Source organism: Pseudomonas fluorescens (assembly GCF_001648775.1).
GTDB lineage: Bacteria > Pseudomonadota > Gammaproteobacteria > Pseudomonadales > Pseudomonadaceae > Aquipseudomonas > Aquipseudomonas fluorescens_M.
The window spans coordinates 131,775-158,036 of record NZ_LVEJ01000023.1 but is presented as its reverse complement, the minus strand read 5'-3'; the positions used below and the strand labels follow the sequence as shown (position 1 = coordinate 158,036).

Here is a 26,262-nt window from a genome sequence, read left to right as displayed (position 1 = left end):
TCAGGCACAGATTTCCCACGCACGCCGAGGTCTTATCTATGCCGCAGCAATGGCCAGCCACCGACATCGCCCGCATGATCCTCGATGGCTTTGACGATTATCGCGAGCATTTCCGGCGGATTACCGACGGCGCCCGGGAACGTTTCGAGCAGGCGCGCTGGCAGGAGACGCAAACCGCGTCGGCGGCGCGGATCAACCTCTACGAAGAAAAGGTTGGCGAAACCATCGCCCGCCTGCGCGAATACTTCGACGATGAAACGCTGATGAATGTCAGCTGCTGGCCGCTGGTGAAAAGCGCCTACATCAGCGTCATCGACCTGCGCTTCGACGATGAGCTGTCCGAGACCTGGTACAACTCGATTTTCTGCGGGCTGTTCAGCCACGACCTGATCAGCGACGGCTGCATGTTCATCCACACCACCCGTCCGAGCCTGCGCCGTGCCCGCGCCGCGCAGACCCGCACGTACAAGCCGCAAGGGCAGTTGTCGGGGATGCTCGCGAGCATTTTTGCCGACTACCGTTTCAGCGAGGATTACGCCGATTTGCCCGGCGATCTGCTGCGGCTCGAAGCGCAACTGCGCGAGAATCTGCCGGACTGGGTGTGCAAGGATCCGGAGCTGAGCGTCGAACTGTTTTCCTCGGTGCTCTACCGCAACAAAGGCGCGTATCTGGTCGGGCGCATCTACACCCGCGACGAACAGTGGCCGCTGGTGATCCCGCTGTTGCACCGCGAAGGGCGCGGGATCCAGATCGACGCGTTGATCACCGACGAAGCCGACGTGTCGATCATCTTCTCGTTCACCCGTTCGTACTTCATGGTCGACGTGCCGGTGCCAGCGGAGTTCATCGGCTTTTTGCGGCGCATCCTGCCGGGCAAGCATATCGCCGAGCTGTACACCTCGATCGGTTTCTACAAGCACGGTAAATCCGAGTTCTACCGCGCACTGATCAATCACCTGGCCAACACTGACGACCAGTTCATCATGGCGCCGGGTGTGCGCGGCATGGTCATGAGCGTGTTTACCCTGCCGGGTTTCAACACCGTGTTCAAAATCATCAAGGACCGTTTTTCGCCGTCGAAAAACGTCGACCGCGCCACGGTGATCGAGAAGTACCGATTGGTGAAAAGCGTCGACCGGGTAGGGCGCATGGCCGACACCCAGGAATTCGCCGACTTCCGTTTTCCACTGAGCAAGTTCGATCCGGCGTGCCTTGACGAGCTGTTAGAGGTGGCGCCGTCGACGGTCTCGGTGGAGGGCGAAACCGTGCTGATCCGCCACTGCTGGACCGAGCGGCGGATGACCCCGCTCAACCTCTATCTGGAAAACGCCAACGATGCCCAGGTGCGTGAGGCACTGGAAGATTACGGCCTGGCCATCAAGCAACTGGCGGCGGCGAATATCTTTCCCGGTGACATGCTGTTGAAGAACTTCGGCGTCACCCGGCATGGGCGGGTGGTGTTTTATGACTACGACGAAATCTGCTTCCTGACCGAAGCCAACTTCCGCCACATCCCCGCGCCGCGCACGCCGGAGGACGAAATGGCTTCTGAACCGTGGTATTCGATCGGGCCGCTGGACGTGTTTCCCGAGGAGTTCCCACCGTTTTTGTTTGCTGATTCGGGGCAGCGCAAGTTGTTCGATCAGTTGCATGGCGAGTTGTATAACGCCGATTACTGGAAGAGCCTGCAGGAGGCGATTCGGGCGGGGAAAATCATTGACGTCTTCCCGTATCGGCGCAAAGGCCTCGATAACGAGTAGCTCTTTTAAAAAAACACCCTCACCCCAGCCCTCCCGAAACGTCGGACCGCCCGGAGGGAGAGGGAGCTGACCGAGGTGTCTTGAGTCAAACGCCGACCTGAAATGCCTTGGCGATTATGGATTCGGTAAAGCAGTTTCAGGTCGCTGAACATGTTCAGCATCCCCCAATCGGCCCCCTCTCCCAGAGGGAGAAGGGGCCGACCGAGGTGTCTCAAGTCAAACGCCGACCTGAAAGGGTTGGCGATTATGGATTCGGTAATGCGCGTTCAGGTCGGTGAAGCTGGCAAAGTTGATTCGGTCGGTCCCCTCTCCTTGGGAGAGGGCTAGGGTGAGGGGCAGCAATCCCCCTGACACGCCACAAATCCGCCAAATCTGCGACAATCCGCCCCCTGCATAAATAGACGACCGAATTGCCTACCCGATGACCGACGAATCGCCCTCCATCGACAAACTGCTGAAAAACCTCGATCACGCCATGCTCGCCGACCGTCACCGGCTGCGGCGGCAGTTGCTTGAGCTGCGCAAGAAACCCGACGAGGCCAAACTGGCCCAGTGGGTGACGCGCATGCAGGCGTCCTGTGATCAGGTGCTGGCGCGCCGTGCCAGCCTGCCGGTGATTCGTTACGACGACAGTTTGCCGATCGCGGCCAAACGCGATGAGATCAAGAAGGCGTTGGAAAAGCATCAGGTCTTGATCATCGCCGGCGAAACCGGTTCGGGTAAAACCACCCAGTTGCCGAAAATCTGTCTGGAAATCGGTCGCGGCCAGCATGGTTTGATCGGTCACACCCAGCCGCGCCGGATCGCAGCACGCAGCGTCGCCAGCCGGGTCGCCGAAGAACTCGGCACGCCGCTCGGGTCGCTGGTCGGCTATCAGGTGCGCTTCGAAGATCAAAGCGATTCCAATACGCTGATCAAACTGATGACCGACGGCATCCTGCTCGCGGAAACCCAGAATGACCGCTATCTGGAACGCTACGACACGATCATCGTCGACGAGGCCCACGAACGCAGCCTCAACATCGATTTCCTGCTCGGTTACCTGAAAACCCTGCTGCCGCGTCGCCCGGACCTGAAAGTCATCATCACCTCGGCAACCATCGATCTGGAGCGTTTCTCCAAGCATTTCGACGATGCGCCGATTGTTGAAGTCTCCGGCCGTACCTTCCCGGTGGACACCTGGTATCGCCCGCTGACGTTGGAGCAGGACGAAGAGGGCAACCGCGTCGAGGATGACCTGACGGTGGATCAGGCGATCCTCGCCACCCTCGACGAAATTGCCGCCTACGAGCGCAGCGAACGCCGCAGTCCCGGCGACGTGCTGGTGTTCTTGCCCGGCGAGCGGGAGATCCGCGACGCCGCTGACATGCTGCGCAAGGCCCAGCTCAAACACACCGAAATCCTGCCGCTGTACGCACGCCTGTCGCCGGCCGAACAGCAACGGATTTTCCAGTCGCACCCGGGCCGTCGTGTAGTGCTGGCGACCAACGTCGCCGAGACCTCGCTGACCGTGCCGGGCATCCGTTATGTGATCGACAGCGGCACCGCGCGGATCAGCCGCTACAGCTACCGCGCCAAGGTCCAGCGCTTGCCGATCGAGGCGATTTCCCAGGCCAGCGCCAATCAGCGTAAAGGTCGCTGCGGCCGGGTCGAGCCGGGCATCTGCATTCGCTTGTACAGCGAAGAAGATTTCCTCGGTCGTCCGGAATTCACCGATCCGGAAATTCTGCGCACCAACCTTGCCGCGGTCATTTTGCAGATGCTGCATCTGCGCCTTGGCGAAATCACCGCGTTCCCGTTTATCGAGCCGCCGGACGGCAAGGCGATCAGCGACGGTTTCAATCTGCTGCAAGAACTCTCGGCAGTCGATCGCAACAGCCAGCTGACGCCGCTCGGTCGCCAGTTGGCGCGCTTGCCGGTAGATCCGCGCATGGGTCGCATGTTGCTCGAAGCGGCCAAGCTCGGCAGCTTGCAGGAAGTGCTGATTGTCGCCAGTGCCATGTCGATTCAGGATCCGCGCGAGCGGCCGCCGGAGCGTCAGCAAGCAGCCGATCAGGCGCACGCGCAGTGGAAAGACACCGACTCCGATTTCGCCGGTTTAGTGAATCTTTGGCGTGGTTTTGAAGAGCAGCGCCAGGCATTGACGGCCAGTCCGTTACGCAACTGGTGCCGCAAGAACTTCCTCAACTATCTGCGCCTGCGCGAATGGCGCGATTCCCATCGCCAGTTGAGCCTGATCTGCCGCGACATGCAGTTGAGCCTGAACAAAGAGCCGGCCGATTACCCGAAACTGCACAAAGCCGTGCTGGTCGGTCTGCTCAGCCAGATCGGTCAGAAAACCGAGGACGGCGATTACCTCGGCGCGCGTCAGCGACGCTTCTGGATTCACCCTTCGTCGGGCATCGGCAAGAAGCGTCCGCAATGGCTGATGACCGCCGAACTGGTGGAAACCACCAAGCTTTATGCGCGCATGGTCGCCAAGATCGACGCCGACTGGATCGAACCGCTGGCCGGGCACCTGATCAAGAAAAACCACTTCGAACCGCACTGGGAAAAAAAGCGCGGTCAAGTCGTGGCGTTCGAACAGATCACCCTGTTCGGGCTGATCGTGGTCGGCCGCCGACCGGTGCATTACGGCCCGGTGGACCCGGTTGTTTCCCGCGAGCTGTTCATCCGCGAAGGCCTGGTGCGCGGCGAGATTCAGTCAAAAGCCAAGTGCCTGACCGCCAACCAGCAACTGCTGGAACAGCTCGACGAACTCGAGGCCAAGGCCCGCCGTCGCGACATTCTCGCCGACGAAGAAACCCTGTACGCGTTCTACGATGCGCGGCTGCCGGCGGAGATTCACCAGACCGCGACCTTCGACAGTTGGTACCGCATCAACAGCCAGAAGAACCCGCAACTGTTGATCATGCGCGAAGAGGACGTGCTGGCCCGCGAGGCCAGTGAAGTCACCGCGCGCGATTACCCGGACACGTTGCACATCGGCGATCTGGAACTGGCGCTGACTTATCATTTCGAGCCCAATCACCCGCGCGACGGCGTGACCCTGCGTGTACCGGCGCCACTGCTGCCGATGCTGCCGCCGGAACGCCTGGAATGGCTGGTGCCGGGGCTGATCGAGGCCAAGTGCATCGCCCTCGTGCGCAACCTGCCGAAAGCCTTGCGCAAGAATTTCGTGCCGGTGCCGGACTTCATCAAGGCTGCCTTGCAACGCATGACCTTTGCCGAAGGATCGTTGCCGCAAGCACTGGGCCGCGAACTGTTGCGCATGACCGGCGCGCGGGTCAGCGAAGAGGCGTGGGCGGAGGCAGAGCAAGGGGTTGAAGGGCATCTGCGGATGAACCTGGAGATCGTCGACGGCCAGGGCAAGTTCCTCGGCGAAGGACGTGACCTTGCCGAATTGACTGCGCGGTTTGCCGAAGCCAGTCAGGCTGCGTTGGCAGTGCCGCAGAGTGCGAAAAGTCAGCAACCGGTGGAGGCGAAAGTCTTTGCACCGGTGGCGCAAAAGACTCAGCAGAAGATTGCCGGGCTGTCGATGACCGTGTATCCGGCGCTGGTCGAAGAGGGCGGTACGGTCAAGGAAGGGCGCTTCTCGACCCCGGCCGAGGCTGAGTTCCAGCATCGTCGCGCCTTGCAGCGTCTGTTGATGCAGCAACTGGCCGAGCCGGCCAGGTTCCTCCGTGGCAAGTTGCCGGGGCAGACCGAACTGGGCCTGCTCTATCGCGAGCTGGGCCGGGTTGATGCGCTGGTCGAAGACATTCTGCTGGCCAGCCTCGACAGCTGCATTCTGGAAGGCGAAGACCCGTTGCCGCGCGACGGCGCCGGGCTGGCGGCACTGGCCGAGCGCAAACGCGGCAGTTGGACCGAGCATGCCGAGCGCGTGGCGCGCTTGACCCTGGAGATTCTCAAGCTGTGGCACGGTTTGCAGAAACGCTTCAAAGGCAAGATCGACCTCGCTCAGGCGGTGGCGCTGAACGACATCAAGCAGCAGATCAACAATCTGGTTTACCCGGGGTTTGTCCGTGAGACGCCGATGCAGTGGCTCAAAGAGCTGCCGCGTTACCTGAAAGCGGTCGAGCAGCGTTTCGAAAAACTTGGCGCGCAGGTGCAGAAGGATCGCGTCTGGAGCGGCGAACTCGCCGGCCTTTGGGCGCAATACCAGACCCGCGCCGCCAAACATGCGCAGGAAGGCAAACGCGATCCGCAGCTTGAGCTGTATCGCTGGTGGCTGGAGGAATACCGGGTATCGCTGTTCGCCCAGCAGTTGGGCACCAAAGTGCCGATCTCCGACAAACGCCTGAACAAGCAGTGGACCCAGGTCGAACCCTGACCTAGAGGCATACGCAATCCCCTGTGGGAGCGAGCCTGCTCGCGAAAACGGAATATCAGACACTGTCCCTGTGACTGATACACCGCCTTCGCGAGCAGGCTCGCTCCCACATTGGGATTTTGGTTGTGCTTGAGAAAGGCGCCAAAAGCCTGCGTTTATGGCAAACTTCGCGACCATAAACGCCGGTTTCGCCACCCAGAGCCTTCGGCCGTGGTGCGAGACGGAATAAAGCGATGCCAGGTTTGCGTCCCCCGGACGGGAATAGACCCTTTGTGTGTTGGTACGACGGTTCCAGCACTTTCTGCCTGAACAGATTAGAGAAACGACCATGCATAACGTCGTCATCAGCGGCACCGGCCTGTACACCCCGGCCAACAGCATCTCCAACGAAGAGCTGGTGCAGTCTTTCAATACCTACGTCGCCCAGTTCAACGCCGACAACGCCGAGGCCATTGCCAGCGGCGAAGTCCAGGCCCTGACCGAATCCAGCGCTGCCTTCATCGAAAAAGCCTCGGGCATCAAGAGTCGCTTTGTCATGGACAAGGACGGCATTCTCGATCCACTGCGCATGGCCCCGCGCCTGCCGGAGCGTTCCAACGACGAGTGGTCGGTGCTTTGCCAGATGGCCATTGGCGCTGCCGAGCAAGCCTTGCAGCGTGCCGGCAAAACCGCCGCCGACATCGACGGCGTTATCGTTGCCTGCTCCAACCTGCAACGTGCCTACCCGGCCATCGCCATCGAAGTCCAGGAAGCACTGGGCATTCAGGGCTTCGGTTTCGACATGAACGTGGCCTGCTCATCGGCGACTTTCGGCATTCAGGCCGCCGCCAACAGCGTGCAGTTGGGCCAGGCCCGGGCGATCCTGATGGTCAACCCGGAAGTCTGCACCGGGCACCTGAACTTCCGTGACCGCGACAGCCACTTCATCTTCGGCGACGCCGCGACTGCGGTGATCATCGAGCGCGCTGACACCGCGACGTCCGAGCACCAGTTCGACGTGGTCAGCACCAAGCTGCTGACCAAGTTCTCCAACAACATCCGCAACAACTTCGGTTTCCTCAACCGCGCGGCGGAAGAGGGTGTCGGTGCCCGCGACAAGCTGTTCGTGCAGGAAGGCCGCAAGGTGTTCAAGGATGTCTGCCCGATGGTTGCCGAGCTGATTGGCGAACACCTGCAAGAGAACCAACTCAACGTCGGCGATGTGAAGCGCTTCTGGCTGCACCAGGCCAACCTCAGCATGAACCACTTGATCGTGCGCAAACTGTTGGGCCGCGAAGCCACCGAAGAAGAAGCCCCGGTGATTCTCGACACTTACGCCAACACCAGCTCCGCCGGTTCGGTGATTGCTTTCCACAAGTATCAGGACGATCTGGCTGCCGGTTCGCTGGCTGTCTTGAGTTCGTTCGGTGCAGGCTATTCGATCGGCAGCGTGATTCTGCGCAAGCGTTGAAAAGAGGTTTAATTTCCTCTTGATCGCGCCGACCTTTCCTACATCCGAATCGGCTCAAACGCTGTAATTTTTCGGAAATGGCGGCAGGTGAAAACCTGCCGCTATCATTTTCGGAATCGGCACAAGGAGATTTTTGGATGGCGGCTGACGACACCCAACTGCTTGCGCGCCTGCTGGCAGGTGAGCAACAGGCTTTCAAGGAACTGGTGACGACGTATCAGAGCGCCATGCGCGCCGTGGCCTATGCAATTGTCGGCCAGCGTCATGTCGAAGAAGTGGTGCAGGACGCCTGGCTTTCCGTGGTGCGCCACATCGCTGGTTTCGAAGGTCGTTCCAGTCTCAAGACCTGGCTGTTGACCATCACGGCCAACTCCGCCAAAAGCCGTTACAAACACAATCGCCGCGAAGTGTTGATGGATGACCTGCCTTCGCCCCATGGCACCATCGACGACGAGCGCTTTTCTCCCGGTGACGGCCATTGGCTGGTCGCCCCGTTCGCCTGGCACCAGGACACCCCGGAAGCGCTGCTGACCGAAGGCGAGTTGCGCGACTGTCTGGAGCACACCCTGCTGAACCTGTCGGAACTGCAAAGTAGCGTTTTGCTGTTGCGTGAACGCCAGGGGCTGGAGCTGGAAGAGATCTGTAATCTTCTGGAGATCTCACTCTCCAATGTCCGTGTGCTGCTGCATCGTGCGCGGCTGAAAGTCTTCGCGACCGTGGAGCATTTTGAGGAGACCGGGGAATGCTGACCTGTAAGGAACAAGTGGCGCGCTCCAGCGATTATCTCGATGGCCAATTGAGCTTTCGTGAAAAGCTGATGGTGCGTCATCACCTGATGTTCTGCCCGAACTGTCGGCGTTTCATGCGTCAGATGCGTTTGATGCAGGCCACCTTGAAGGCGATGCCGGAGAAACCGGAAGAGGGGGTGGATGCCTTGGCTGAACGCCTGGCGGCGCAACGGCGGGACGATAGCCCTTGAAAAAACACAGCCCGGTGCAGCGCCAGCGAACGGATGATGGGGATCGCTGTTGCTACACCGAGCTGCAGGAAAATCAGCTTCGATCGGCAAGTCGCAAGGGGAGCGGTGACTTGCAGCTTGTCGTTCGAAGCCTGTAGCTGTTTTCTTAGAACTTGGCTTCTGCATCCAGCTGCAGGGTGTTGGCGTCAGCGTCACGTTGAGTACGGCTGGCGAAGTCGGCCTTGGTCAGGAAGTACGTAGCGCCGATGGCGAAGTTCTTGTCGATGTCGTAACCGACCTTGAACTTGTGACCGCGCGAACCAGTGGTGCCGTTGGCGAAGTCGGAGTCGGTGAAGGCGCCGACCACGGCGTTGCGCTGCACGTCACGATAGTTGTAATCGAGGTTCAGGCCGAAGACTTTCGACTTGGCGCCCAACAGCCATGCGGTGTCCTGATCGGTCACGGCATCGTTGTTCTTCACGTACTGACCGTAGAACGACAGTGGCATTGGCAGGCCGCCGATGTCGACCTGGCTGAACCCTTCATACAGACGGAATTCGTTGTTGGCCGAGTTGCCGTTGACCGCCAGCGCGCACGGTGTGGAAGTACCGGTGCAGCGGCTGTCTTCGTCGTTCTGGTAGGCGTAGACGCTGCCGCCCAGGGTGACTTTCAGGTTGTCGGTGATGTTGAAGCGGCTACCCAACTGGCCAGCGGTCAGACGCAGGTCGTGACGGAATTGCACGCCATCGCCGTCAACGTTGTCCTTGAGGTTGTAGTTACCCAGGCTGCCGAACAGTTCGGCGCTGCTGCCCAACGGGTATTTGTAGGTAACGGCCAGACCTTCCGGGTTGATGTCGCTGTCCCAGATCACGTCGCCCATGCTGACCCACGGCTGGAGCATCTTGCCGCCAATGATGTGCAGGTTCTTGATCTGGTCCGGGTGGTAGTCGATGTAGCCCAGGTCGAGCCAGATCTGCTTCTTGTCGAAGTAGTTGTCCTGGTCCTGGTTGGTCGAACGGGCATCGTCGCCGCCGCCGGTGGCGATACGGATGCCGGTGTCGACTTGCGGGTTGATCTCGGTGTAGGCGCCCAGACGGGCACGGATGCGCTGACGATCCTTGTCGCGGCCGCCGTTGTTCGGTTCGCCATCGATCTTGATGGTTTCCTGACGGATACGCACGTCGCCCTTGAACTGGGTCTTCGCAGCCCAGGCCAGTTTCTGGTCGAAGACGCTTTGTTCGTTGGTTTTCTTCGCAACGGCGGCGACTTGTTCGTTGGTCTCTTGCTGCGCCTGCTGCGCGATTTGCTGAGACTTCTGATCCTTGGCCAGTTCAGTTTGCAGTTCGATGTACTGCGCCTGGGAAATGGAACCGTTAGCCTTGAGCATGTCGAGCAGTTTGGCGTCGACTGCAGCACTGGCCGGAACACTCATGGCCAGCAACAAGCCACCGCACAGGGCCGCCGCAGTTTTCGTGGAAGCAAGACGCATAGCAATCTCCGAAGATGAGAGGGGATGGCTGAACCATCCTGGGCACAACCGACGATTTGAACGTCGGAAAACAGTGTCCGGGTAGAACCCGGCGCTCTAAAAACAGGCGCCAGTATCGCGATGGTTTATGACAGAGCAGTGGCACAGTGATGGCAGGTTGATGACGATATCGATTCGCCCTGAACTATTGATCTAGAGCGCTGTCGGCCGATTGCGGGTGTGCAATGGCGCACAATCAGCGATACTCGCCGAGCGCTGAAGTCCTGTTGTGGAGAGTGTGTCGATGCCGTTGCAACGCCTGCAAAACCTGTCGCAAATCGCTTCGGCCTCCTGGGATGCGCTGGTGCCGCAAAGCCAGCCATTTCTGCGCCATGCCTTTCTCAGTGCGCTGGAAGACAGCGGCAGCGTCGGCCCCCACACGGGTTGGCAGGCGGAACATTTGCTGCACATCGAAGATGATCGCCTGATCGCCGCGTTACCCAGTTATCGCAAGTGGCATTCCTACGGCGAGTACGTGTTCGATCACGGCTGGGCCGACGCCTGTGCTCGCGCCGGCATCGATTATTACCCCAAGCTGTTGACCGCCGTGCCGTTCAGTCCGGTCAGCGGCCCGCGCTTGTTGGCGGCCAATGTCGAAGACGGTTTTGAACTGCTCAAGAGCCTGCCTGGTTATCTGGAAATCGAAGGACTTTCCAGCGCGCACATCAATTTCACCGACCCCTTTACCGACGCAGCGATGGCTGAACAGCCGGGCTGGCTGCAGCGCATTGGCTGTCAATATCACTGGCAGAATCGAGGTTATCGCGACTTTCAGGATTTCCTCGACGTGCTCAGTTCGCGCAAGCGCAAACAGATGCGCAAGGAGCGCGAGCAAGTGGCGGGGCAGGGCTTTGAGTTTGAATGGCTGGAGGGGCGTGAGCTGGATGAGGCGCAATGGGATTTTGTTTACGCCTGCTACGCCAATACCTATGCCGTGCGCCGGCAAACGCCGTACCTGACGCGCGAGTTTTTCAGTCTGTTGGCCGAGCGCATGCCCGAGGCGATCCGCGTAGTGCTGGCGAAACAGGGCTCACGGCCGGTGGCGATGGCCTTCAGTCTGGTTGGCGGCGACAGTTTCTACGGGCGCTATTGGGGCTGTCTGGCCGAGTTCGATCGCCTGCATTTTGAAACCTGTTTTTATCAGGGTATGGATTACGCGATTGCGCAGGGTTATCAGCGTTTCGACGCTGGCGCTCAGGGCGAGCACAAGCTGATTCGTGGCTTTGAACCGGTGATCACCCATTCGTGGCATTACCTGCGGCATCCGGGACTGAAAGCGGCGGTGAAAGATTTCCTGCAGCAGGAACACGCCGGCATCCTCGCCTACGCCGAAGAAGCAAAAACAGCGTTGCCCTACCGCCAAGCCTAGATCCCTGTGGGAGCGAGCTTGCTCGCGAAAGCGGTGTTTCAGTGACATTGATATCAGCTGACACACCGCTTTCGCGAGCAAGCTCGCTCCCACATTTGATGTGTGTATGCCTTGGCTAGTCTTCCTTGCCCAACCAGCGATAAATCCCGCCACCGACCACCGCGCCAATCAGTGGCGCGACCCAGAACATCCACAACTGCGCGATCGCCCAGCCGCCGACCATCAGCGCCGGGCCGGTACTGCGTGCTGGATTCACCGAGGTGTTGGTCACCGGAATCGAGATCAGGTGGATCAGCGTCAGCCCCAGACCGATGGCGATCGGAGCCAGCCCGGGAGGCGCGCGCTTATCGGTGGCACCGAGGATGATGATCACAAACATCCCGGTCATCACCACTTCACAGACAAAGCCTGCCGCCATCGAATACTTGCCCGGCGAATGCTCGCCATAACCGTTGGAGGCAAGGCCGGCGGCGATGTCGAAACCTTCCTTGCCGCTGGCGATGTGGGCGATCAGCGCCGCCGCGAGAATCGCGCCGAGCACCTGCGCGATGATGTAGGCGGGTAACTCCTTGGCCGGAAACCGACCGCCGACGAACAGACCGACCGACACGGCCGGGTTGAGATGACATCCGCTGATGTGGCCAATGGCAAACGCCATGGTCAGCACCGTCAGACCAAACGCCAGGGCCACCCCCAGCACGCCGATTCCCAACGGTGTAGACGCGGCAATCACCGCGCTGCCGCAACCACCCAATACCAACCAGAACGTACCCAACAACTCAGTGACTGAACGTTTGAACAGAGACATGAGAGGCGTCCTTGATAGCCCTGCTATCGAGACTGCATCGAGTTGTGCGTCCTTGCAGACTTACGACAGGCTCCGTTCCGGAACCTTGGCTGAGTACAGCAGGCTTTTGGTGGATATCCACTAAGCACAAAAAACCGCCAGCGCCCGTGGTTAAAGGGCTGTGGCGGTTTTGTGAGCTGTTGCATGTCCATTGTGCGAGCGAGCTTGCTCGCGAAAGCGGTGGATCAGCAACGCAAGTGTCGACTGACACGACGCTTTCGCGAGCAAGCTCGCTCCCACAGGGAAATCCAGTGCATCAGTCGATGCCGACAAACCCCCCGGTCTGGTGCGCCCATAGCCGCGCATACAACCCGCGATGGGCGAGCAATTCAGCATGGGTGCCACTCTCGGCAATCTTGCCGTTCTCCAGTACTACCAGCCGGTCCATGCGGGCAATGGTCGAGAGACGGTGGGCAATCGCGATCACGGTTTTGCCCTGCATCAGGGTTTCCAGACTTTCCTGAATCGCCGCTTCGACTTCCGAGTCCAGTGCCGAGGTCGCTTCGTCCATGATCAGGATCGGCGCGTCCTTGAGCAGCACCCGCGCAATCGCGATGCGCTGACGTTGGCCACCGGACAATTTCACCCCGCGCTCGCCAACATGCGCATCGAAACCTGTGCGGCCCTCAGCGTCCGACAGCAGCGGAATGAACTCATCGGCGCGGGCCTTGTGCACCGCGTCCCACAACTCTGCGTCGGTCGCATCCGGTTTGCCGTACAGCAAGTTGTCACGGATCGAACGGTGCAGTAGCGAGGTGTCCTGGGTGATCATGCCGATGCGTGCGCGCAGGCTTTCCTGGCCGACTTCGGCGATGTTCTGGCCGTCGATTACGATCCGCCCACCCTCGACGTCGTACAGGCGCAGGAGCAGGTTGACCAGGGTCGATTTGCCGGCACCGGACGGCCCGATCAAACCGATTTTCTCGCCAGGTTTGATGGTCAGATTGAGGTCGCCGATGATGCCGCGCTTCTTGCCGTAGTGAAAATCCACGTGCTCGAAACGCACTTCGCCACGGGCCACGTCCAGCGGTTTGGCCTGCTCATGGTCGGTGACGCTGACCGGTTGCGAGATGGTACGCAGACCGTCCTGAACCATGCCGATGTTTTCGAAGATGCCGGTGACCACCCACATGATCCAGCCGGACATGTTGACGATGCGAATCACCAGACCGGTGGCCAAGGCAATCGCACCGACAGTGATCAACGACTGTGTCCACAACCACAGGGCCAACGCCGTGGTGCCGACGATCAGCAAGCCGTTCATGGCGGTGATCACCACGTCCATGCTGGTGACGACGCGGCCGGCCATCTGCGCTTTGACGGTCTGTTCTTCGATGGCTTCCTTGGCGTAATGCTGTTCGAAGTTGGTGTGGGCGAACAGCTTCAGCGTGGCGATGTTGGTGTAGCCGTCGACGATGCGGCCCATCAGTTTCGAGCGCGCGTCAGAAGCCTCCACCGAGCGGTCTTTCACGCGCGGTACGAAGTAATACAGCGCGCCGATGTAGGCGACGATCCACGTCAACAGCGGGATCATCAGGCGCCAGTCGGCCTCGGCGAACAGCACCAGCGAGCTGATCGCATAAATCACCACGTGCCACAGCGCATCCACTGCTTGCACCGCCGAGTCACGCAGCGAGTTACCGGTCTGCATGATGCGTTGGGCGATGCGCCCGGCGAAGTCGTTCTGGAAGAAATTCAGGCTCTGTTTGAGCACGTAGCTGTGGTTTTGCCAGCGGATCATGCTGGTCATCCCCGGGCTCAGGGTCTGATGTACCAGCAAGTCGTGCAGGCCGAAAAAGATCGGCCGCAGGACGAGGGCAACCACCAGCATCCACGTCAGTTCGAGGGCGTGGTCGCTGAAGAAATTCGGGTTGGGTGTGCCTTGGGCCAGGTCGATGATGCGGCTCAGGTAACTGAACAGCGCCACTTCGATCAGCGCGGCGAACAGGCCGACGACCAGCAGGGCGACAAAACTCGGCCAGACCTGCTTGAGGTAATAGGTATAGAAGGGCAGAACGCGGTCCGGCGGAGACGCCGTCGGGGCTTCACGGAATATGTCGATCAGTTGTTCGAAACGGCGATAGAGCATCAGATAACCGCCCGGAATACGGGCTCTCCTTTTATCGGTGTGAGCGGCGTGAAGTTGAAGTCACGCCGCTCGATACGCCCTGTACAGCTTAGTCGATGACTTTGGCCGACTTGATGATCACAGGGTCGGAAGGCACGTTTTGCATGCCGCTTTTGGTGGTGGTCGGCGAGTTGACGATGATGTCGACCACGTCCATGCCTTTGACCACTTTGGCGAACACCGCGTAACCAGCGTCACGGCCCGGGTCGAGGAAGTCGTTGTCCTTCACGTTGATGAAGAACTGGCTGGTGGCCGAGTTTGGATCGGAAGTACGTGCCATCGACAGGGTGCCACGAACGTTATGCAGACCATTGCTGGCTTCGTTCTTGATTGGCGCCTTGGTTTCTTTTTGTTGCATCTGCGGTGTGAAACCGCCGCCCTGAGCCATGAAGCCCGGGATCACGCGGTGGAAAATGGTGTTGGTGTAGAAACCGCTGTTGACGTAATCGATAAAGTTCTTGGTACTGATCGGCGCCTTGACCGGGTCCAGTTCGATTTCGATCTGGCCGTTGGTAGTGTCCAGCAGCACGTGCGGTGCTTTGGCTGGCGTGGCAGCCATCAGGTTGGCGGCAAACAGCACCGTACCAGCGGCGAGGGCGAGTTTTTTCAGCATGGGTCAGTGATCCTGAGATTGAATATCGGCTGCGGCGAGAAACTCCAGCAGCGTTTGATTGAAGCGTTCGGGTTGATCAAGCGGGGTGGCGTGGCGCGAATCGGCGATCACCACCAGCCGCGCATCCGGCAGCAGTTTTACATAGGTTTCTTTCAGCGCGACGGGTGTGTAATCACGGTCGGCGCTGACGATGAGGGTTGGACAGGTCACTCGGGAAAGTCGTTCCTGAACCCCCCAGCCAACAATCGCATCGAAGCTGGCGAGATAAGCACGTTTGTCGTTTTTTGCCCAGCGTTCGGCCATCTTCTGCCGCAGATCGGCCTGTTCGGGTTTGGGGAAAAGTTTGCCGCCGAGGGCTTTGCCAATGGTCGCGAGGCTGAGCACACGCATCAGGCTCCAGCGTTTGAACCACTGCCAGTAGTCGTCGCGGCTGCGCAGTTTGACCTCGGGTGCACTGTTAACGATGGTCAGGCTTTTGAGCAAGTGAGGGTGATCGACACCGAACTGGAAACCGATCATGCCGCCCATCGACAGCCCGATGTAGTGCACCGGGCCGAGGTTCAGATGCTCGATCAGCGCGAGCATGTCAGCGCTGAAACCGGCGATGCTGTAGCGCTCGCGCGGTTTGTCCGAGCGTCCGTGGCCGCGAACATCGGGGACGATCACCCGGTAATGTGCGGCCAGTGCCGGGATCTGCATTTCCCAGTCCAGCGTGCTCGAGCCGAGCCCGTGAACCAGCAGCAACGGCGTGCCGTGGCCATATTCCTCGTAGTGCAGGTTGCAACCTTCGTGCTCGAACCAGGCCATCGGTGAACTCCGTGTCAGGCTTGTTCAGGGGCGGCGAACGGTGCGTCCAGCGGCAAAGTGTCGAAGGTACGCAGCAGTTCGATGAGGATTTGCGTGGCCGGGCCCAGGGGTTTGTCCTTGTTCGAGTACAGATAGAAGCTCGGGTTGCGACTGCCTCCCTGATCCAACGGTAGCAGCTTGAGCGTACCTTCCTTCAATTCCCGTTCGATCATGTGCCGTGGCAGCCAGGCAAAACCCAGACCGCTGCTGACGAAGGTCGCGGCAGTGGCGAGGCTGCCGACGGTCCAGCGCTGCTCGGCGCCGAGCCAGCCGACATCGCGCGGTTGTTGGCGGCCGGAGTCGCGGATCACCACTTGCATCTGGGTTTCCAGGTCCTGGAAACTCAGCTCGCGGTTGAGCCGATGCAGCGGGTGATCGGGGTGGGCGACGGCGACGAACTCGACATCACTTAGCTCTGCACCGAGGTAACCGGGAATGCTCAGGCCGGTGATGGCCAGATCGGCCACGCCTTCGAGCAGTACCTCTTCAACACCCGACAATACTTCTTCACGCAGACGCACGCGGCAACCACGACTCTGCGGCATGAACGCGGTCAATGCGCGGACGATTCGCGCGCTCGGATAGGCGGCATCAACTACCAGCCGCACTTCGGCTTCCCAACCTTGTTCCATGTGGTGGGCGAGGTCTTCCAGTTGGCTGGCCTGTTTCACCAGTTGCCGCGAACGGCGCAGCAACACGCCGCCGGCTTCGGTGAGCACGGCTTTGCGCCCGTCGATGCGCAGCAACGGCACGCCGAGTTGGTCCTGCATGCGGGCGACGGTGTAACTCACCGACGATTGCGAACGGTGCAGGGCCTCGGCGGCCTGGGCGAATCCGCCGTGGTCGACCACGGCCTGCAATGTTCGCCATTGATCCAGGGTCACGCGGGGCGCTTTCATCAATAGCTCCTCTTGTCCTAAGCTGGCCGTCCCTCATGGAGACTGCCGAATGAAAAAATTCTGTTGTGTGGTGCTGGCGCTGCTTCCGCTGACTGCTTTTGCTTACCCGATCGATGTGCAGAAAGACCTCAACGGCATGAAGATCGATTACGAGACCTTCGACACCGATAACGACATCGGCTCGATTCGGGTGGCCAACTACGGTGATGTCGACGCGACGTGCAAAGCGGTGTTCAGCAATGGCCCGGAAGCACCGCGCACCCGCACGATCGATGTACCGGCCGGCAAACACAAAAACGCCACGGCCAAGTTCACCCGCGAGATCATCAAGCTGCGCATCAAACTGAGCTGCGTCCCGAAATAACACCGTATTTACCCGTGGGAGCGAGCCTGCTCGCGAAGGCGTAGTGTCAGCCGACATTTTCTCTGACTAATACACCGCCTTCGCGAGCAGGCTCGCTCCCACAGGGGTTAGGTGCATCTAAACGAATTATTCGATACTTTGCAGCAATTATTTGCGCTTTTTCATCGATTCGACTCTGTTTAACCTTCACTCCATCGACCTACAACATTCTCGGATGGAGGCTACACAACATGTCCCGCGTTCTGATCATCGAAAGCAGCGCCCGCCAGCAAGACTCGGTATCCCGTCAACTGACCCAGACCTTCATCAGTCAGTGGAAAGCGGCGCACCCGGCGGATCAGATCACCGTACGTGACCTCGCCGTGAGCCCGGTGCCACACCTGGACAGCAACCTGCTGGGCGGCTGGATGAAACCCGCCGAGCAGCGCAACGACAGCGAACAAGCGTCGCTGGATCGCTCCAATGAACTGACCGATGAATTGCTCGCCGCCGACGTACTGGTGATGGCCGCGCCGATGTACAACTTCGCCATCCCGAGCACCCTCAAGGCCTGGCTCGACCACGTGCTGCGTGCCGGCGTGACCTTCAAGTACACCGAAACCGGCCCGCAAGGTTTGCTCAGCGGCAAACGTGCCTACGTGCTCACCGCTCGCGGCGGCATCTACGCCGGCGGCCCGGCCGACCATCAGGAACCGTACTTGCGTCAGGTGATGGGTTTCATCGGCATCCACGACGTGACGTTCATCCACGCCGAAGGCATGAACCTGGGGGGCGACTTCCAGGAGAAAGGCCTCAACCAGGCGAAGGCCAAACTGGCCCAGGTCGCTTGATATGTTAATCGCCAGATAATCGCCGATTGTTTAAGTGACCTGGCGCAACCCCTTCAAGGCTCTACGCGCATCGAACCTCCCTTTGCACTTGTTGCTCCTGAGTGCTGTCGCCCGATTGAACGCTTTAGCGAGATCGGGCTTTTTTTTGCCCACGATTTGATGAACAACACAAAACTCCTTGTGGGAGCGAGCCTGCTCGCGAAAGCGGTGTATCAGACAAGAATCTGCCGTCTGACACTCTGCCTTCGCGAGCAGGCTCGCTCCCACAGGGGGGATTTTGTGTTTCCGGCTATTCGCAGTGAGACCAGAAAACCGCTATCGTCGCCGCCATTCGATTTCGAGGCGAGCATGGGCTATCTACTTTTTGTCACGCTGATCCAGGCGTTTTCCTTCAGTCTGATCGGCGAATACCTCGCCGGTCATGTCGACAGTTACTTTGCGGTGCTGGTGCGCGTGGTGCTGGCCGGGCTAGTGTTCATTCCGCTGACTCGCTGGCGCTCGGTGGAACCTGCGTTCACGCGCGGCATGCTGGTGATTGGCGCGCTGCAGTTCGGCGTGACCTACGTTTGCCTGTACCTGAGCTTTCGCGTGCTGACGGTGCCGGAGGTGTTGCTGTTCACCATCCTCACGCCACTGCACGTGACGCTGATCGAAGATGCGCTGAACCGCCGCTTCAATCCATGGGCGCTGATCGCGGCGCTGGTCGCAGTGGGCGGGGCAGCGGTAATTCGCTTTGACAGCATCAGTCCGGACTTTTTCATGGGCTTCCTGCTGCTGCAACTGGCCAACTTCACCTACGCCGCAGGTCAGGTGATGTACAAGCATCTGGTGGCGAAACACCCGAGCGACCTGCCGCATTACCGGCGTTTTGGCTTCTTCTACCTCGGCGCACTGGCGGTGGTGTTGCCTGCATTCCTGATGTTCGGCAAAGCCAACTTTCTGCCTGAAGCGCCGCTGCAGTGGGGCGTGTTGCTGTTTCTCGGTCTGGTGTCGACCGCGCTGGGCATGTACTGGTGGAACAAGGGCGCGTGCATGGTCAACGGCGGCACGCTGGCGGTGATGAACAATCTGCACGTGCCGGTGGGGTTGCTGCTGAATCTGCTGATCTGGAATCAGCATGAGGAACTGGGGCGGTTGTTCCTGGGTGGCAGCGTCATCCTTGCCGCCGTATGGATCAGCCGACTGGGCATCCGAAAAAAACCGGTCGCTGCATAACCCCTGTGGGAGCGAGCCTGCTCGCGAAGGCGTTGGGTCAGATAAGTATGGGTCGACTGACACATTGCATTCGCGAGCAGGCTCGCTCCCACATTTGATCTTTGGGTTACATCAGGTGTTTCTGCGGCTCGGGGATGCTGGCCGCGCCGAGCACCGCCGGCAACAACCCCGACCGCAAATCCCCACCACTCGGCTGCTGATACAGACTCAGCCCAAACTCCGGCAACACCGCCAGCAGATAATCAAAAATATCCCCCTGAATCCGCTCGTAATCCGCCCACGCCGTGGTGCGGGTGAAGCAGTAGATCTCCAGCGGAATACCCTGCGCCGTGGTCTGCATCTGCCGGACCATGCAGGTCATGTTCGGCTGAATCTCCGGATGGCTCTTCAGATACGCCAGCGCATAGGCGCGGAACGTGCCGATGTTGGTCATGCGCCGGCGGTTGGCCGACATCGCCGCGACATTGCCCTGTGCCTCGTTCCACGCCTTGAGTTCGGCTTTTTTGCGGCTCATGTAGTCGGTGAGCAAGTGCACCTGGGTGAGTTTTTCTTCCTCGTCATCACGGATGAAGCGCACGCCGCTGGCGTCGATGAACAGGCTGCGCTTGATCCGTCGCCCGCCGGATTGCTGCATGCCGCGCCAGTTCTTGAACGACTCGGACATCAGCCGCCAGGTCGGGATCGAGACGATGGTCTTGTCGAAATTCTGCACCTTGACCGTGTGCAGCGTGATGTCGACCACGTCGCCATCGGCGCCGACCTGCGGCATTTCGATCCAGTCACCGACGCGCAACATGTCGTTGCTGGTCAGTTGCACGCTGGCAACGAACGACAGCAGCGTGTCCTTGTAGACCAACAGAATCACCGCCGACATCGCACCCAGACCGGACAGCAGCAACAGCGGCGAGCGGTCGATCAACGTGGCGACGATGATGATCGCGCCGAACACGTACAAGACCATTTTCGCCAGTTGCACATAGCCTTTGATCGAACGTGTGCGCGCATGTTCGGTGCGTGCGTAGATGTCGAGCAGGGCATTGAGCAGGGCGCTGACCGAGAGCAGCAGGAACAGAATGGTGAACGACAGCGCCACGTTGCCAAGAAAGGTCATGGCGGTTTTGCTCAGTTCCGGCACCAGATGCAGGCCGAACTGGATCACCAGCGATGGCGTCATCTGCGCCAGACGCTGAAACACCTTGTTGTGTCGAAAGTCGTTGATCCAGTGCAACGCCGGTTGGCGACCGAGCATGCGGCTGGCGTGCAGGATCAGATAGCGCGCCACTCGTCCGAGTACCAGCGCGATCACTAGCAACACGGTCAGCGCGAGGCCGGCCTGCAAGAGTGGATGCTGTTCGAGGGTGCCCCAGAGGTCCTGGGCGTTGAGCCAGAGCTGTTTGAAATCCATATGAGTAACGATTCTTCTGTAGGACGCGATGGGCGATTAGAGCATTTAAGACGCTGTGTATTACCGTTGGAGACAAATCGAGCAACAAAAAAGCCACTGATTACGTCCGTTTGTATAAAGAAACTCGGCCTGAGCGCTCGAAACCGGTAACCTATGCAGCTGTTTTTTTGCATATCTTCGAGGTAGCACCCGTGTTTTCCCAATTCGCCCTGCACGAACGCCTGCTTAAAGCTGTGGCCGAGCTGAAATTTGTCGAGCCAACGCCTGTGCAAGCCGCGGCCATCCCGCTGGCGCTCCAAGGGCGTGATCTGCGGGTGACGGCGCAAACCGGTAGCGGCAAGACCGCCGCTTTCGTTCTGCCAATCCTCAATCGCCTGATCGGCCCGGCCAAGGTTCGCGTCAGCATCAAGACGCTGATCCTGCTGCCGACCCGCGAGCTGGCCCAGCAGACGCTGAAGGAAGTTGAACGCTTTTCGCAGTTCACTTTCATCAAGTCCGGCCTGATCACCGGCGGTGAAGACTTCAAGGTGCAGGCCGCGATGCTGCGCAAAGTGCCGGACATCCTCATCGGCACCCCGGGCCGGATGATCGAGCAACTCAACGCCGGCAACCTCGACTTGAAAGAAGTCGAAGTGCTGGTGCTCGACGAAGCCGACCGCATGCTCGACATGGGTTTCTCCGAAGACGTCCAGCGACTGGTCGACGAATGCCCGAACCGTCAGCAGACCATGCTGTTCTCCGCCACCACCGGCGGTTCCGGCCTGCGCGAGATGATCGCCAAGGTGCTGAACAACCCTGAACATTTGCAGCTCAACGCGGTCAGCCAGCTGAACTCGACCACCCGTCAGCAGATCATCACTGCCGACCACAACCAGCACAAAGAGCAGATTGTGAACTGGCTGCTGGCCAACGAGACCTATCAGAAGGCCATCGTCTTCACCAACACCCGCGCCATGGCCGACCGCATCTACGGTCGGCTCGTGGCTCAGGAATACAAAGCATTCGTGCTGCACGGCGAGAAAGACCAGAAGGATCGCAAACTGGCGATCGACCGTCTGAAGCAGGGCGGCGTGAAGATTCTCGTGGCCACCGACGTCGCGGCCCGTGGTCTGGACGTTGATGGTCTGGATCTGGTGATCAACTTCGACATGCCACGCAGCGGCGACGAATACGTGCACCGCATCGGTCGTACCGGTCGTGCCGGTAACGACGGTCTGGCGATCTCGCTGATCTGCCACGGCGACTGGAACCTGATGTCGAGCATCGAGCGCTACCTGAAGCAGAGCTTCGAGCGCCGCACCATCAAGGAAGTCAAAGGCACCTACGGTGGACCGAAAAAGGTCAAGGCTTCGGGCAAAGCCGTTGGCGTGAAGAAGAAAAAGACCGACGCCAAGGGCGACAAGAAAAAAACCGCCGCCAAGACGCCGACCAAGCGCAAGAGCGCCAACCGTCCGAAGCCGGACTCGTTGGTGAGCAGCGATGGCATGGCGCCGCTCAAGCGCCGCAAGCCAGCAGAGCCTGCGGCTGAGTAAGCTTTTTCAGGCGCACAGAAAAAACCCGGACAGTGTCCGGGTTTTTTTTCCTCCATCAGTTGCCGAGTTGGCCACTGGTGTCGGCGTCAAAGCGCCGCTTGGCCTGATCAGCCGCCGGTTTCAGTGCGGCGAGCAGTGTTGCCTCGCTGTACAACCGGGTGGTCGCCAGTTCTTTCGGCGTAGGCTCGATCGGGATCAGTACATCTTCACCCTCGGCATGCAGCCAGATCGCGACAACGTGCAGGGCTGAGACAAACAACACGCGTAACTCAACGGTCTTGCCCTGAAGTTGCGGTGCCTGCTCTGCCAGTTTCAGCGCGCCCACCGTAGCGGCGGCGTGATCGCCATGGTTCAGCGAGGCGAACTCGACATGCCCGCGCACCTCGGCCAATTGCGCATCGGCAATCGTCACGCCGTCGGCAAACACCAGGTAATGCCAGTCGCCGAGGCGGGCATCTTTCAGGCCTTTGCCGTGACTCAGGTCCTCCAGATTCAGCGAATAGCCGCGATAGGCCTCGCTGAGGCTGATCTTCGCAGGTGCCGCGTTGGCGAACTGGCGATTGGCGCCAAAGCCGTGGGTTTGCAGCGCCGCTTGCAGTGCCGGACGCAGAGTCTGTACGCCGTTGGAAGGCGCCTTTGGATAAGTCAGTTGCATGATGTCGCCCTCCTAGTTTTTTACCGTGAAGTAGGTGTGAGTCCAGTTGCCGCCGCCGTTGTAGGCACGGGGGAATGCGTTCAGCGCGCGGGTCGAATAGCCGTAGATCGAGTCTGCGACCAATACGTAATCGCCGTTGGTGCCGTAGATCGTCAGGAAATGCGCACCGCCGCCGTACCAGGCGCAGCGCAAGCCGACCGGGCGGCCCATGCTGATCTGGTTCTGAATGGCCGACATCTGCAGCGAACCCTGATTCATGCCGTTGTAGCTGCGGGTGGTTTGCAGCGCCGAATCCAGATAGCCATAGACGTTGCACGGCCCTGGCTGATTGCAGCAGTTGCGGTCGAGCTGGGTGCTGGCGACGCCGCACTGAGTCCAGTTGCCGGTGCCGTAATAGTTGCCGACCGAGGCGGAAACGGCCGCCCAGCACCAGTTGGTCTGAGTCTGTTTCTGCATGTTGAAGTTGAGGCTGCCAGCGGCGAGGGCGCTGAGCTGTCCAGCGGCTTCAACCTCGGCAAGTTGCGGGTCAAGCAGGTGACCGGCCAGGCACCTTGGCAGTGATTCGCCGGTGAATTGCGTTGCTTGTGTGGTTAACATTTTTCAATCCTCCATGAGTGAAAACAAGCGTCCAGCTTGTGTGGTGTTTCGCTGTTGTCGAGCGATCGGTGTTCAACGGTTGCCATCTTCGATGACCGGTTCCGATCTCGTTGCTCGATGTAACCCTAGTCACGGATATGCGTTAATGCAAATAAATAAATGCATTAATGCATTTTCATGGATAAAAGATCGCAGCCTTCGGCAGCTCCAAGGATTGAGGAGCTATCGCAGGCTGCATTTTTTTGCTGTTAGCTGTCGGCTTTTTTCTCGGCGGTATCCAGTTCTTTCAAGCGCTGATCAATCAATTGGCATTTATCCGGCAAATCCTTACTGGCCGTGCCCAGATCCATCTTCTGCAATTCGGCATTGATCTCCTTGGCCTTGGCCGGATTCTGCTCGGTGAGCTTGGCGACCTCCTTGGCCAACTGTTCGCGCTTGGCAGTGGCTTCTTCCGGCGTGCAGGCCCAGACGGGCAGGGCGCAGGCGAGAGTGGCGGCGAGAGTGAGCTTGATCAGGGTTTTCATGGGGGCAGGCCTCAGTTCCGGTTAAGGCAGTTAATGGGTTGAGGCCATCAGCCAGGGAAAAGTTCAGAAACTGTGGGAGCAAGCTTGCTCCCACAAGGGGGTTCAATTTCCGTGGCAGCAACTGGATTTTTTCGCTCCTTCATACCGATCATGATGCCGCACCCACTCCATGATCTCGTCTTCATTCCTGCCCTTGGGCGTGAGGTCGAGGTAGTTGTAGGCGCCGACCAACATGTCGAGGCCGCGGGCATAGGTGGAGTAGGTGTGGAATATGTCGCCGTTTGCATCCCGATAGAACACGCTCAGCCCCGGCATTTCTTCTTCGGCGCTGTCAGTCTTTTCGTAGTTGTACGTAGCGTTTCCAGCAGCGACATCTTCTGCCCGAGCGCAAACACCGAAGTCGTAGTTGAAGTCGCAACCTTCTGACGACACCCAATCAAACTTCCAGCCCATTCGCCGTTTAAAGTCCTGGAACTCGTTGAACGGCGCATGAGAAACAGCCACTACGGCGATATCGTGATGGGCGAGATGCTGGTTGGCGCCATCGATATGGTCGCTGAGGAACGAGCAACCCTGGCAACCTTCCTCCCAATCCTTGGCAAACATGAAGTGGTAAACCACTAACTGGCTGTGTTTACCGAACAGATCAGCGAGTTTCAATTCACCGTTCGGACCCTGGAAGTGGTAGTCCTTATCAACTTTTACCCACGGCAGCTCGCGACGTTTGGCGCTGAGGCGATCGCGCTCTTTGGTGAAAGCTTTTTCGTCGGCGAGATGTTGCTTGCGGGCGGCGAGCCATTCTTCGCGCGATACCACCGGATGATTCTCAACGTTCATGATGATTTCTCCTGCGGGGTTGAAACCGTCTGTTTCAGACTAGTCGTTTAACCCTGCGGGAAATCGACAGACCGCCGGTCGGTCGGCGCGGCAAATGCGGCTGAACGGCGGCGGGCTACTCCGGTCACAACCTATGAACGCGCCATAAATCACGCGCACCGGAGGTTGTATCAGGATGACGACTTATAACTGGGATTTGATTGAACGCTTGCTGCACGAAGTGCAGAACAGTGCCGGCCACAGTTTTGCCCCTCGGGCCTACGCCGAAGACTATGCGGCGGCAAAAGCCAGCGCGGGCGAGCCGATCGAGAACCTTGATCACCTGAAAACGCTGGCCTGCGACTATGAAAGGTTGCTGCTGTTGCGCGGCTACATCGCACCGCGTCCGGATGAAGAGGGCAGCACCGGAAACAATTTTGTCCTGACGCCACGCGGGTCCAGCCTGCTGAGCCTGATCGACAGCAGCATTCCCGGCAACGATCATCCGCGTCAGGTGCTGGATGAGCAGGAAGATGCGCTGGCTGAGGCGACGTTTGACGAAGTGGCGTCTAAAGCGCAGATCGCCTGAGTCCATAGAGATCACCATGTGGGAGCGAGCCTGCTCGCGAATACGGTCTGTCAGTGACATATAAAGCGACTGACACACGGCATTCGCGAGCAGGCTCGCTCCCACATTTAATTTCTTTGTATTCAGGGCTTTTGCGTGGCCTTCAGGCATTTAAGGTCGTTGAAGTCTTTGCGTACACCCTCGATCTTCTTCAACAGCCGCTGACGCTGCTGCGGTGTACTTTCGGCCATCAAATCCACCGCCAGCGAACGCCCCTGCGCTTCAGTATCGGCGAAGGCCTTGCGGTAATCCGCTGTCCATAAACTCTCGCGATTGACCAGAAGCGTCTCGATTCTCTGTGGGAATTCAGGACTTTTGCGTTGGGCGACGGCGGCACTGAACTGCTTCTGCCAATGGGCCCGGTTGGCAATCCACTGAGTGTACTGATCGCCCAGCGCGGTCGACCACGCCATTACCCGCTGCTCTTGAGTGGCACTCAAGGGGCCCAGCCAGTCGTTCAGACGTTTGACCATCCGCGCGCCACGCTCGGCAATTTGTTGATCAAGCGGGGGTTTGAGGTACTCCTGCTGACGTTTGCGCAGATCCTTGGCAAACGCGTCATTCATCTCGGCCACTTGCTTGTCATCCAGACCTTGCAACAACTCGATGGCCGAAGGCGTGATTTCTTTTGCCGTTTCGGCAATCGCCTGCTTGGCCTCGACGGTGCGCGCCTGCAACGCAGCATCGGTGATCTGATTGGTCTCGACCATGTTCTGTAAACGATCAAGCCAGTCCAGATAACCCGGCAATTGCGTGGTGCAATGCCAGTTCAAGTGCTCCTTGAGCCGTTCGTTGAACCAGTCCTTTTGTTCGCCGTTCATGTCCAGATAGTCGCTGAGCGTCCACGGAATGATCACGTCGAGATTGCGATAGGCCAGGCCGACGCGACTGCAGGCGCCAAGGGCGAGGGTGAATATCAGGAGGGCTGCGATGTGTTTGAACCAGCGAGACATGGGCAAATCCTT

23 protein-coding genes are annotated in these 26,262 nt (G+C 59.3%); 11 read left to right on the top strand and 12 right to left on the bottom strand.

The window, feature by feature from the left end; translation table 11 throughout:
* Positions 1 to 38 precede the first annotated feature (38 nt).
* From aceK to A8O26_RS20790, 5 genes are all read left to right on the top strand, one after another.
* Entirely contained in the window at positions 39 to 1,760 is a 1,722-nt protein-coding gene (gene aceK, locus A8O26_RS20810) for a bifunctional isocitrate dehydrogenase kinase/phosphatase (protein ID WP_064119643.1), read from the top strand.
* A gap of 421 nt (positions 1,761 to 2,181) precedes the next feature.
* Positions 2,182 to 6,093 carry an ATP-dependent RNA helicase HrpA gene (hrpA, locus tag A8O26_RS20805; protein ID WP_064119642.1) on the top strand — a complete coding sequence of 1,304 codons (3,912 nt, stop codon included), beginning with the start codon at positions 2,182 to 2,184 and terminating at the stop codon, positions 6,091 to 6,093.
* A gap of 328 nt (positions 6,094 to 6,421) precedes the next feature.
* A complete protein-coding gene (locus A8O26_RS20800) occupies positions 6,422 to 7,543 on the top strand; it encodes a beta-ketoacyl-ACP synthase III (RefSeq protein WP_064119641.1) in 1,122 nt (373 codons plus the stop codon).
* A gap of 137 nt (positions 7,544 to 7,680) precedes the next feature.
* A complete protein-coding gene (locus tag A8O26_RS20795) occupies positions 7,681 to 8,292 on the top strand; it encodes an RNA polymerase sigma factor (RefSeq protein ID WP_064119640.1) in 612 nt (203 codons plus the stop codon).
* Positions 8,286 to 8,522 (top strand): anti-sigma factor family protein, encoded by a 237-nt coding sequence (locus tag A8O26_RS20790; RefSeq protein WP_064119639.1) that lies wholly within the window; start codon positions 8,286 to 8,288, stop codon positions 8,520 to 8,522. Before A8O26_RS20795 ends, A8O26_RS20790 begins: the two co-directional genes overlap by 7 nt.
* Positions 8,523 to 8,667: 145 nt before the next feature.
* On the opposite strand, the gene A8O26_RS20785 is transcribed toward A8O26_RS20790, so the two are convergent.
* The gene (locus A8O26_RS20785; protein ID WP_064119638.1) at positions 8,668 to 9,990 is read right to left on the bottom strand and encodes a putative porin; all 1,323 of its coding nucleotides are present in this window, start codon (positions 9,988 to 9,990) and stop codon (positions 8,668 to 8,670) included.
* Positions 9,991 to 10,273: 283 nt separating this feature from the next.
* Between A8O26_RS20785 and A8O26_RS20780 the strand changes: the two genes are divergently transcribed.
* The gene (locus tag A8O26_RS20780; RefSeq protein ID WP_064119637.1) at positions 10,274 to 11,398 is read left to right on the top strand and encodes a GNAT family N-acetyltransferase; all 1,125 of its coding nucleotides are present in this window, start codon (positions 10,274 to 10,276) and stop codon (positions 11,396 to 11,398) included.
* 115 nt (positions 11,399 to 11,513) lie between these two features.
* Here the strand turns inward: A8O26_RS20780 and aqpZ are convergent, their stop codons facing one another.
* From aqpZ to A8O26_RS20755, 5 genes are all read right to left on the bottom strand, one after another.
* On the bottom strand, positions 11,514 to 12,206 hold the full coding sequence (gene aqpZ / locus A8O26_RS20775; protein ID WP_064119636.1) for an aquaporin Z: 693 nt from the start codon (positions 12,204 to 12,206) through the stop codon (positions 11,514 to 11,516).
* A 295-nt stretch (positions 12,207 to 12,501) separates the two neighbouring features.
* Positions 12,502 to 14,334 carry an ABC transporter ATP-binding protein gene (locus tag A8O26_RS20770; protein ID WP_064119635.1) on the bottom strand — a complete coding sequence of 611 codons (1,833 nt, stop codon included), beginning with the start codon at positions 14,332 to 14,334 and terminating at the stop codon, positions 12,502 to 12,504.
* Positions 14,335 to 14,422: 88 nt separating this feature from the next.
* A complete protein-coding gene (locus A8O26_RS20765) occupies positions 14,423 to 14,986 on the bottom strand; it encodes a peptidylprolyl isomerase (RefSeq protein WP_064119634.1) in 564 nt (187 codons plus the stop codon).
* Between the two features lie 3 nt (positions 14,987 to 14,989).
* A complete protein-coding gene (locus tag A8O26_RS20760; RefSeq protein ID WP_064119633.1) occupies positions 14,990 to 15,793 on the bottom strand; it encodes an alpha/beta fold hydrolase in 804 nt (267 codons plus the stop codon).
* A gap of 14 nt (positions 15,794 to 15,807) precedes the next feature.
* Complete coding sequence (locus A8O26_RS20755) at positions 15,808 to 16,731, bottom strand: LysR family transcriptional regulator (RefSeq protein ID WP_064119632.1); 924 nt, start codon at positions 16,729 to 16,731, stop codon at positions 15,808 to 15,810.
* A 49-nt stretch (positions 16,732 to 16,780) separates the two neighbouring features.
* On the opposite strand from A8O26_RS20755, the gene A8O26_RS20750 reads away from it, so the two are divergent.
* From A8O26_RS20750 to A8O26_RS20740, 3 genes are all read left to right on the top strand, one after another.
* Positions 16,781 to 17,095, top strand: a complete 315-nt coding sequence (locus A8O26_RS20750; protein WP_064119631.1) for a hypothetical protein — start codon at positions 16,781 to 16,783, stop codon at positions 17,093 to 17,095.
* Between the two features lie 230 nt (positions 17,096 to 17,325).
* Entirely contained in the window at positions 17,326 to 17,925 is a 600-nt protein-coding gene (locus A8O26_RS20745; RefSeq protein ID WP_064119630.1) for an FMN-dependent NADH-azoreductase, read from the top strand.
* A 348-nt stretch (positions 17,926 to 18,273) separates the two neighbouring features.
* A complete protein-coding gene (locus tag A8O26_RS20740) occupies positions 18,274 to 19,140 on the top strand; it encodes a carboxylate/amino acid/amine transporter (protein ID WP_064119629.1) in 867 nt (288 codons plus the stop codon).
* A 106-nt stretch (positions 19,141 to 19,246) separates the two neighbouring features.
* On the opposite strand, the gene A8O26_RS20735 is transcribed toward A8O26_RS20740, so the two are convergent.
* A complete protein-coding gene (locus tag A8O26_RS20735; protein ID WP_064119628.1) occupies positions 19,247 to 20,545 on the bottom strand; it encodes a mechanosensitive ion channel family protein in 1,299 nt (432 codons plus the stop codon).
* Between the two features lie 191 nt (positions 20,546 to 20,736).
* On the opposite strand from A8O26_RS20735, the gene A8O26_RS20730 reads away from it, so the two are divergent.
* Positions 20,737 to 22,077 (top strand): DEAD/DEAH box helicase, encoded by a 1,341-nt coding sequence (locus A8O26_RS20730; protein ID WP_064119627.1) that lies wholly within the window; start codon positions 20,737 to 20,739, stop codon positions 22,075 to 22,077.
* 55 nt (positions 22,078 to 22,132) lie between these two features.
* Here A8O26_RS20730 and A8O26_RS20725 read toward each other — a convergent pair whose 3' ends face one another.
* From A8O26_RS20725 to A8O26_RS20710, 4 genes are all read right to left on the bottom strand, one after another.
* Positions 22,133 to 22,732, bottom strand: coding sequence for a hypothetical protein (locus tag A8O26_RS20725; protein ID WP_064119626.1), 600 nt, complete (start codon positions 22,730 to 22,732; stop codon positions 22,133 to 22,135).
* A gap of 12 nt (positions 22,733 to 22,744) precedes the next feature.
* Positions 22,745 to 23,329, bottom strand: coding sequence for a papain-like cysteine protease family protein (locus A8O26_RS20720; protein ID WP_064119625.1), 585 nt, complete (start codon positions 23,327 to 23,329; stop codon positions 22,745 to 22,747).
* A gap of 248 nt (positions 23,330 to 23,577) precedes the next feature.
* Positions 23,578 to 23,853, bottom strand: coding sequence for a hypothetical protein (locus A8O26_RS20715; RefSeq protein WP_064119624.1), 276 nt, complete (start codon positions 23,851 to 23,853; stop codon positions 23,578 to 23,580).
* A 102-nt stretch (positions 23,854 to 23,955) separates the two neighbouring features.
* Positions 23,956 to 24,690, bottom strand: coding sequence for a DUF899 domain-containing protein (locus A8O26_RS20710; RefSeq protein WP_064119623.1), 735 nt, complete (start codon positions 24,688 to 24,690; stop codon positions 23,956 to 23,958).
* A gap of 175 nt (positions 24,691 to 24,865) precedes the next feature.
* On the opposite strand from A8O26_RS20710, the gene A8O26_RS20705 reads away from it, so the two are divergent.
* Positions 24,866 to 25,258 carry a hypothetical protein gene (locus A8O26_RS20705; protein ID WP_007914475.1) on the top strand — a complete coding sequence of 131 codons (393 nt, stop codon included), beginning with the start codon at positions 24,866 to 24,868 and terminating at the stop codon, positions 25,256 to 25,258.
* A 122-nt stretch (positions 25,259 to 25,380) separates the two neighbouring features.
* Here the strand turns inward: A8O26_RS20705 and A8O26_RS20700 are convergent, their stop codons facing one another.
* Complete coding sequence (locus tag A8O26_RS20700; protein WP_064119622.1) at positions 25,381 to 26,250, bottom strand: DUF6279 family lipoprotein; 870 nt, start codon at positions 26,248 to 26,250, stop codon at positions 25,381 to 25,383.
* Positions 26,251 to 26,262: the final 12 nt, after the last annotated feature.

Coding starts and splice junctions, on each gene's coding strand:
- A8O26_RS20755 (WP_064119632.1), bottom strand. CDS start 16,731: ATGAAAGCGCCCCGCGTGACCCTGGATCAATGGCGAACATTGCAGGCC.
- A8O26_RS20740 (WP_064119629.1), top strand. CDS start 18,274: ATGGGCTATCTACTTTTTGTCACGCTGATCCAGGCGTTTTCCTTCAGT.
- A8O26_RS20800 (WP_064119641.1), top strand. CDS start 6,422: ATGCATAACGTCGTCATCAGCGGCACCGGCCTGTACACCCCGGCCAAC.
- A8O26_RS20785 (WP_064119638.1), bottom strand. CDS start 9,990: ATGCGTCTTGCTTCCACGAAAACTGCGGCGGCCCTGTGCGGTGGCTTG.
- A8O26_RS20725 (WP_064119626.1), bottom strand. CDS start 22,732: ATGCAACTGACTTATCCAAAGGCGCCTTCCAACGGCGTACAGACTCTG.
- hrpA (WP_064119642.1), top strand. CDS start 2,182: ATGACCGACGAATCGCCCTCCATCGACAAACTGCTGAAAAACCTCGAT.
- A8O26_RS20750 (WP_064119631.1), top strand. CDS start 16,781: ATGAAAAAATTCTGTTGTGTGGTGCTGGCGCTGCTTCCGCTGACTGCT.
- A8O26_RS20760 (WP_064119633.1), bottom strand. CDS start 15,793: ATGGCCTGGTTCGAGCACGAAGGTTGCAACCTGCACTACGAGGAATAT.
- A8O26_RS20720 (WP_064119625.1), bottom strand. CDS start 23,329: ATGTTAACCACACAAGCAACGCAATTCACCGGCGAATCACTGCCAAGG.
- A8O26_RS20765 (WP_064119634.1), bottom strand. CDS start 14,986: ATGCTGAAAAAACTCGCCCTCGCCGCTGGTACGGTGCTGTTTGCCGCC.
- A8O26_RS20770 (WP_064119635.1), bottom strand. CDS start 14,334: ATGCTCTATCGCCGTTTCGAACAACTGATCGACATATTCCGTGAAGCC.
- A8O26_RS20795 (WP_064119640.1), top strand. CDS start 7,681: ATGGCGGCTGACGACACCCAACTGCTTGCGCGCCTGCTGGCAGGTGAG.
- A8O26_RS20790 (WP_064119639.1), top strand. CDS start 8,286: ATGCTGACCTGTAAGGAACAAGTGGCGCGCTCCAGCGATTATCTCGAT.
- A8O26_RS20710 (WP_064119623.1), bottom strand. CDS start 24,690: ATGAACGTTGAGAATCATCCGGTGGTATCGCGCGAAGAATGGCTCGCC.
- A8O26_RS20705 (WP_007914475.1), top strand. CDS start 24,866: ATGACGACTTATAACTGGGATTTGATTGAACGCTTGCTGCACGAAGTG.
- aceK (WP_064119643.1), top strand. CDS start 39: ATGCCGCAGCAATGGCCAGCCACCGACATCGCCCGCATGATCCTCGAT.
- A8O26_RS20715 (WP_064119624.1), bottom strand. CDS start 23,853: ATGAAAACCCTGATCAAGCTCACTCTCGCCGCCACTCTCGCCTGCGCC.
- A8O26_RS20745 (WP_064119630.1), top strand. CDS start 17,326: ATGTCCCGCGTTCTGATCATCGAAAGCAGCGCCCGCCAGCAAGACTCG.
- aqpZ (WP_064119636.1), bottom strand. CDS start 12,206: ATGTCTCTGTTCAAACGTTCAGTCACTGAGTTGTTGGGTACGTTCTGG.
- A8O26_RS20700 (WP_064119622.1), bottom strand. CDS start 26,250: ATGTCTCGCTGGTTCAAACACATCGCAGCCCTCCTGATATTCACCCTC.
- A8O26_RS20780 (WP_064119637.1), top strand. CDS start 10,274: ATGCCGTTGCAACGCCTGCAAAACCTGTCGCAAATCGCTTCGGCCTCC.
- A8O26_RS20735 (WP_064119628.1), bottom strand. CDS start 20,545: ATGGATTTCAAACAGCTCTGGCTCAACGCCCAGGACCTCTGGGGCACC.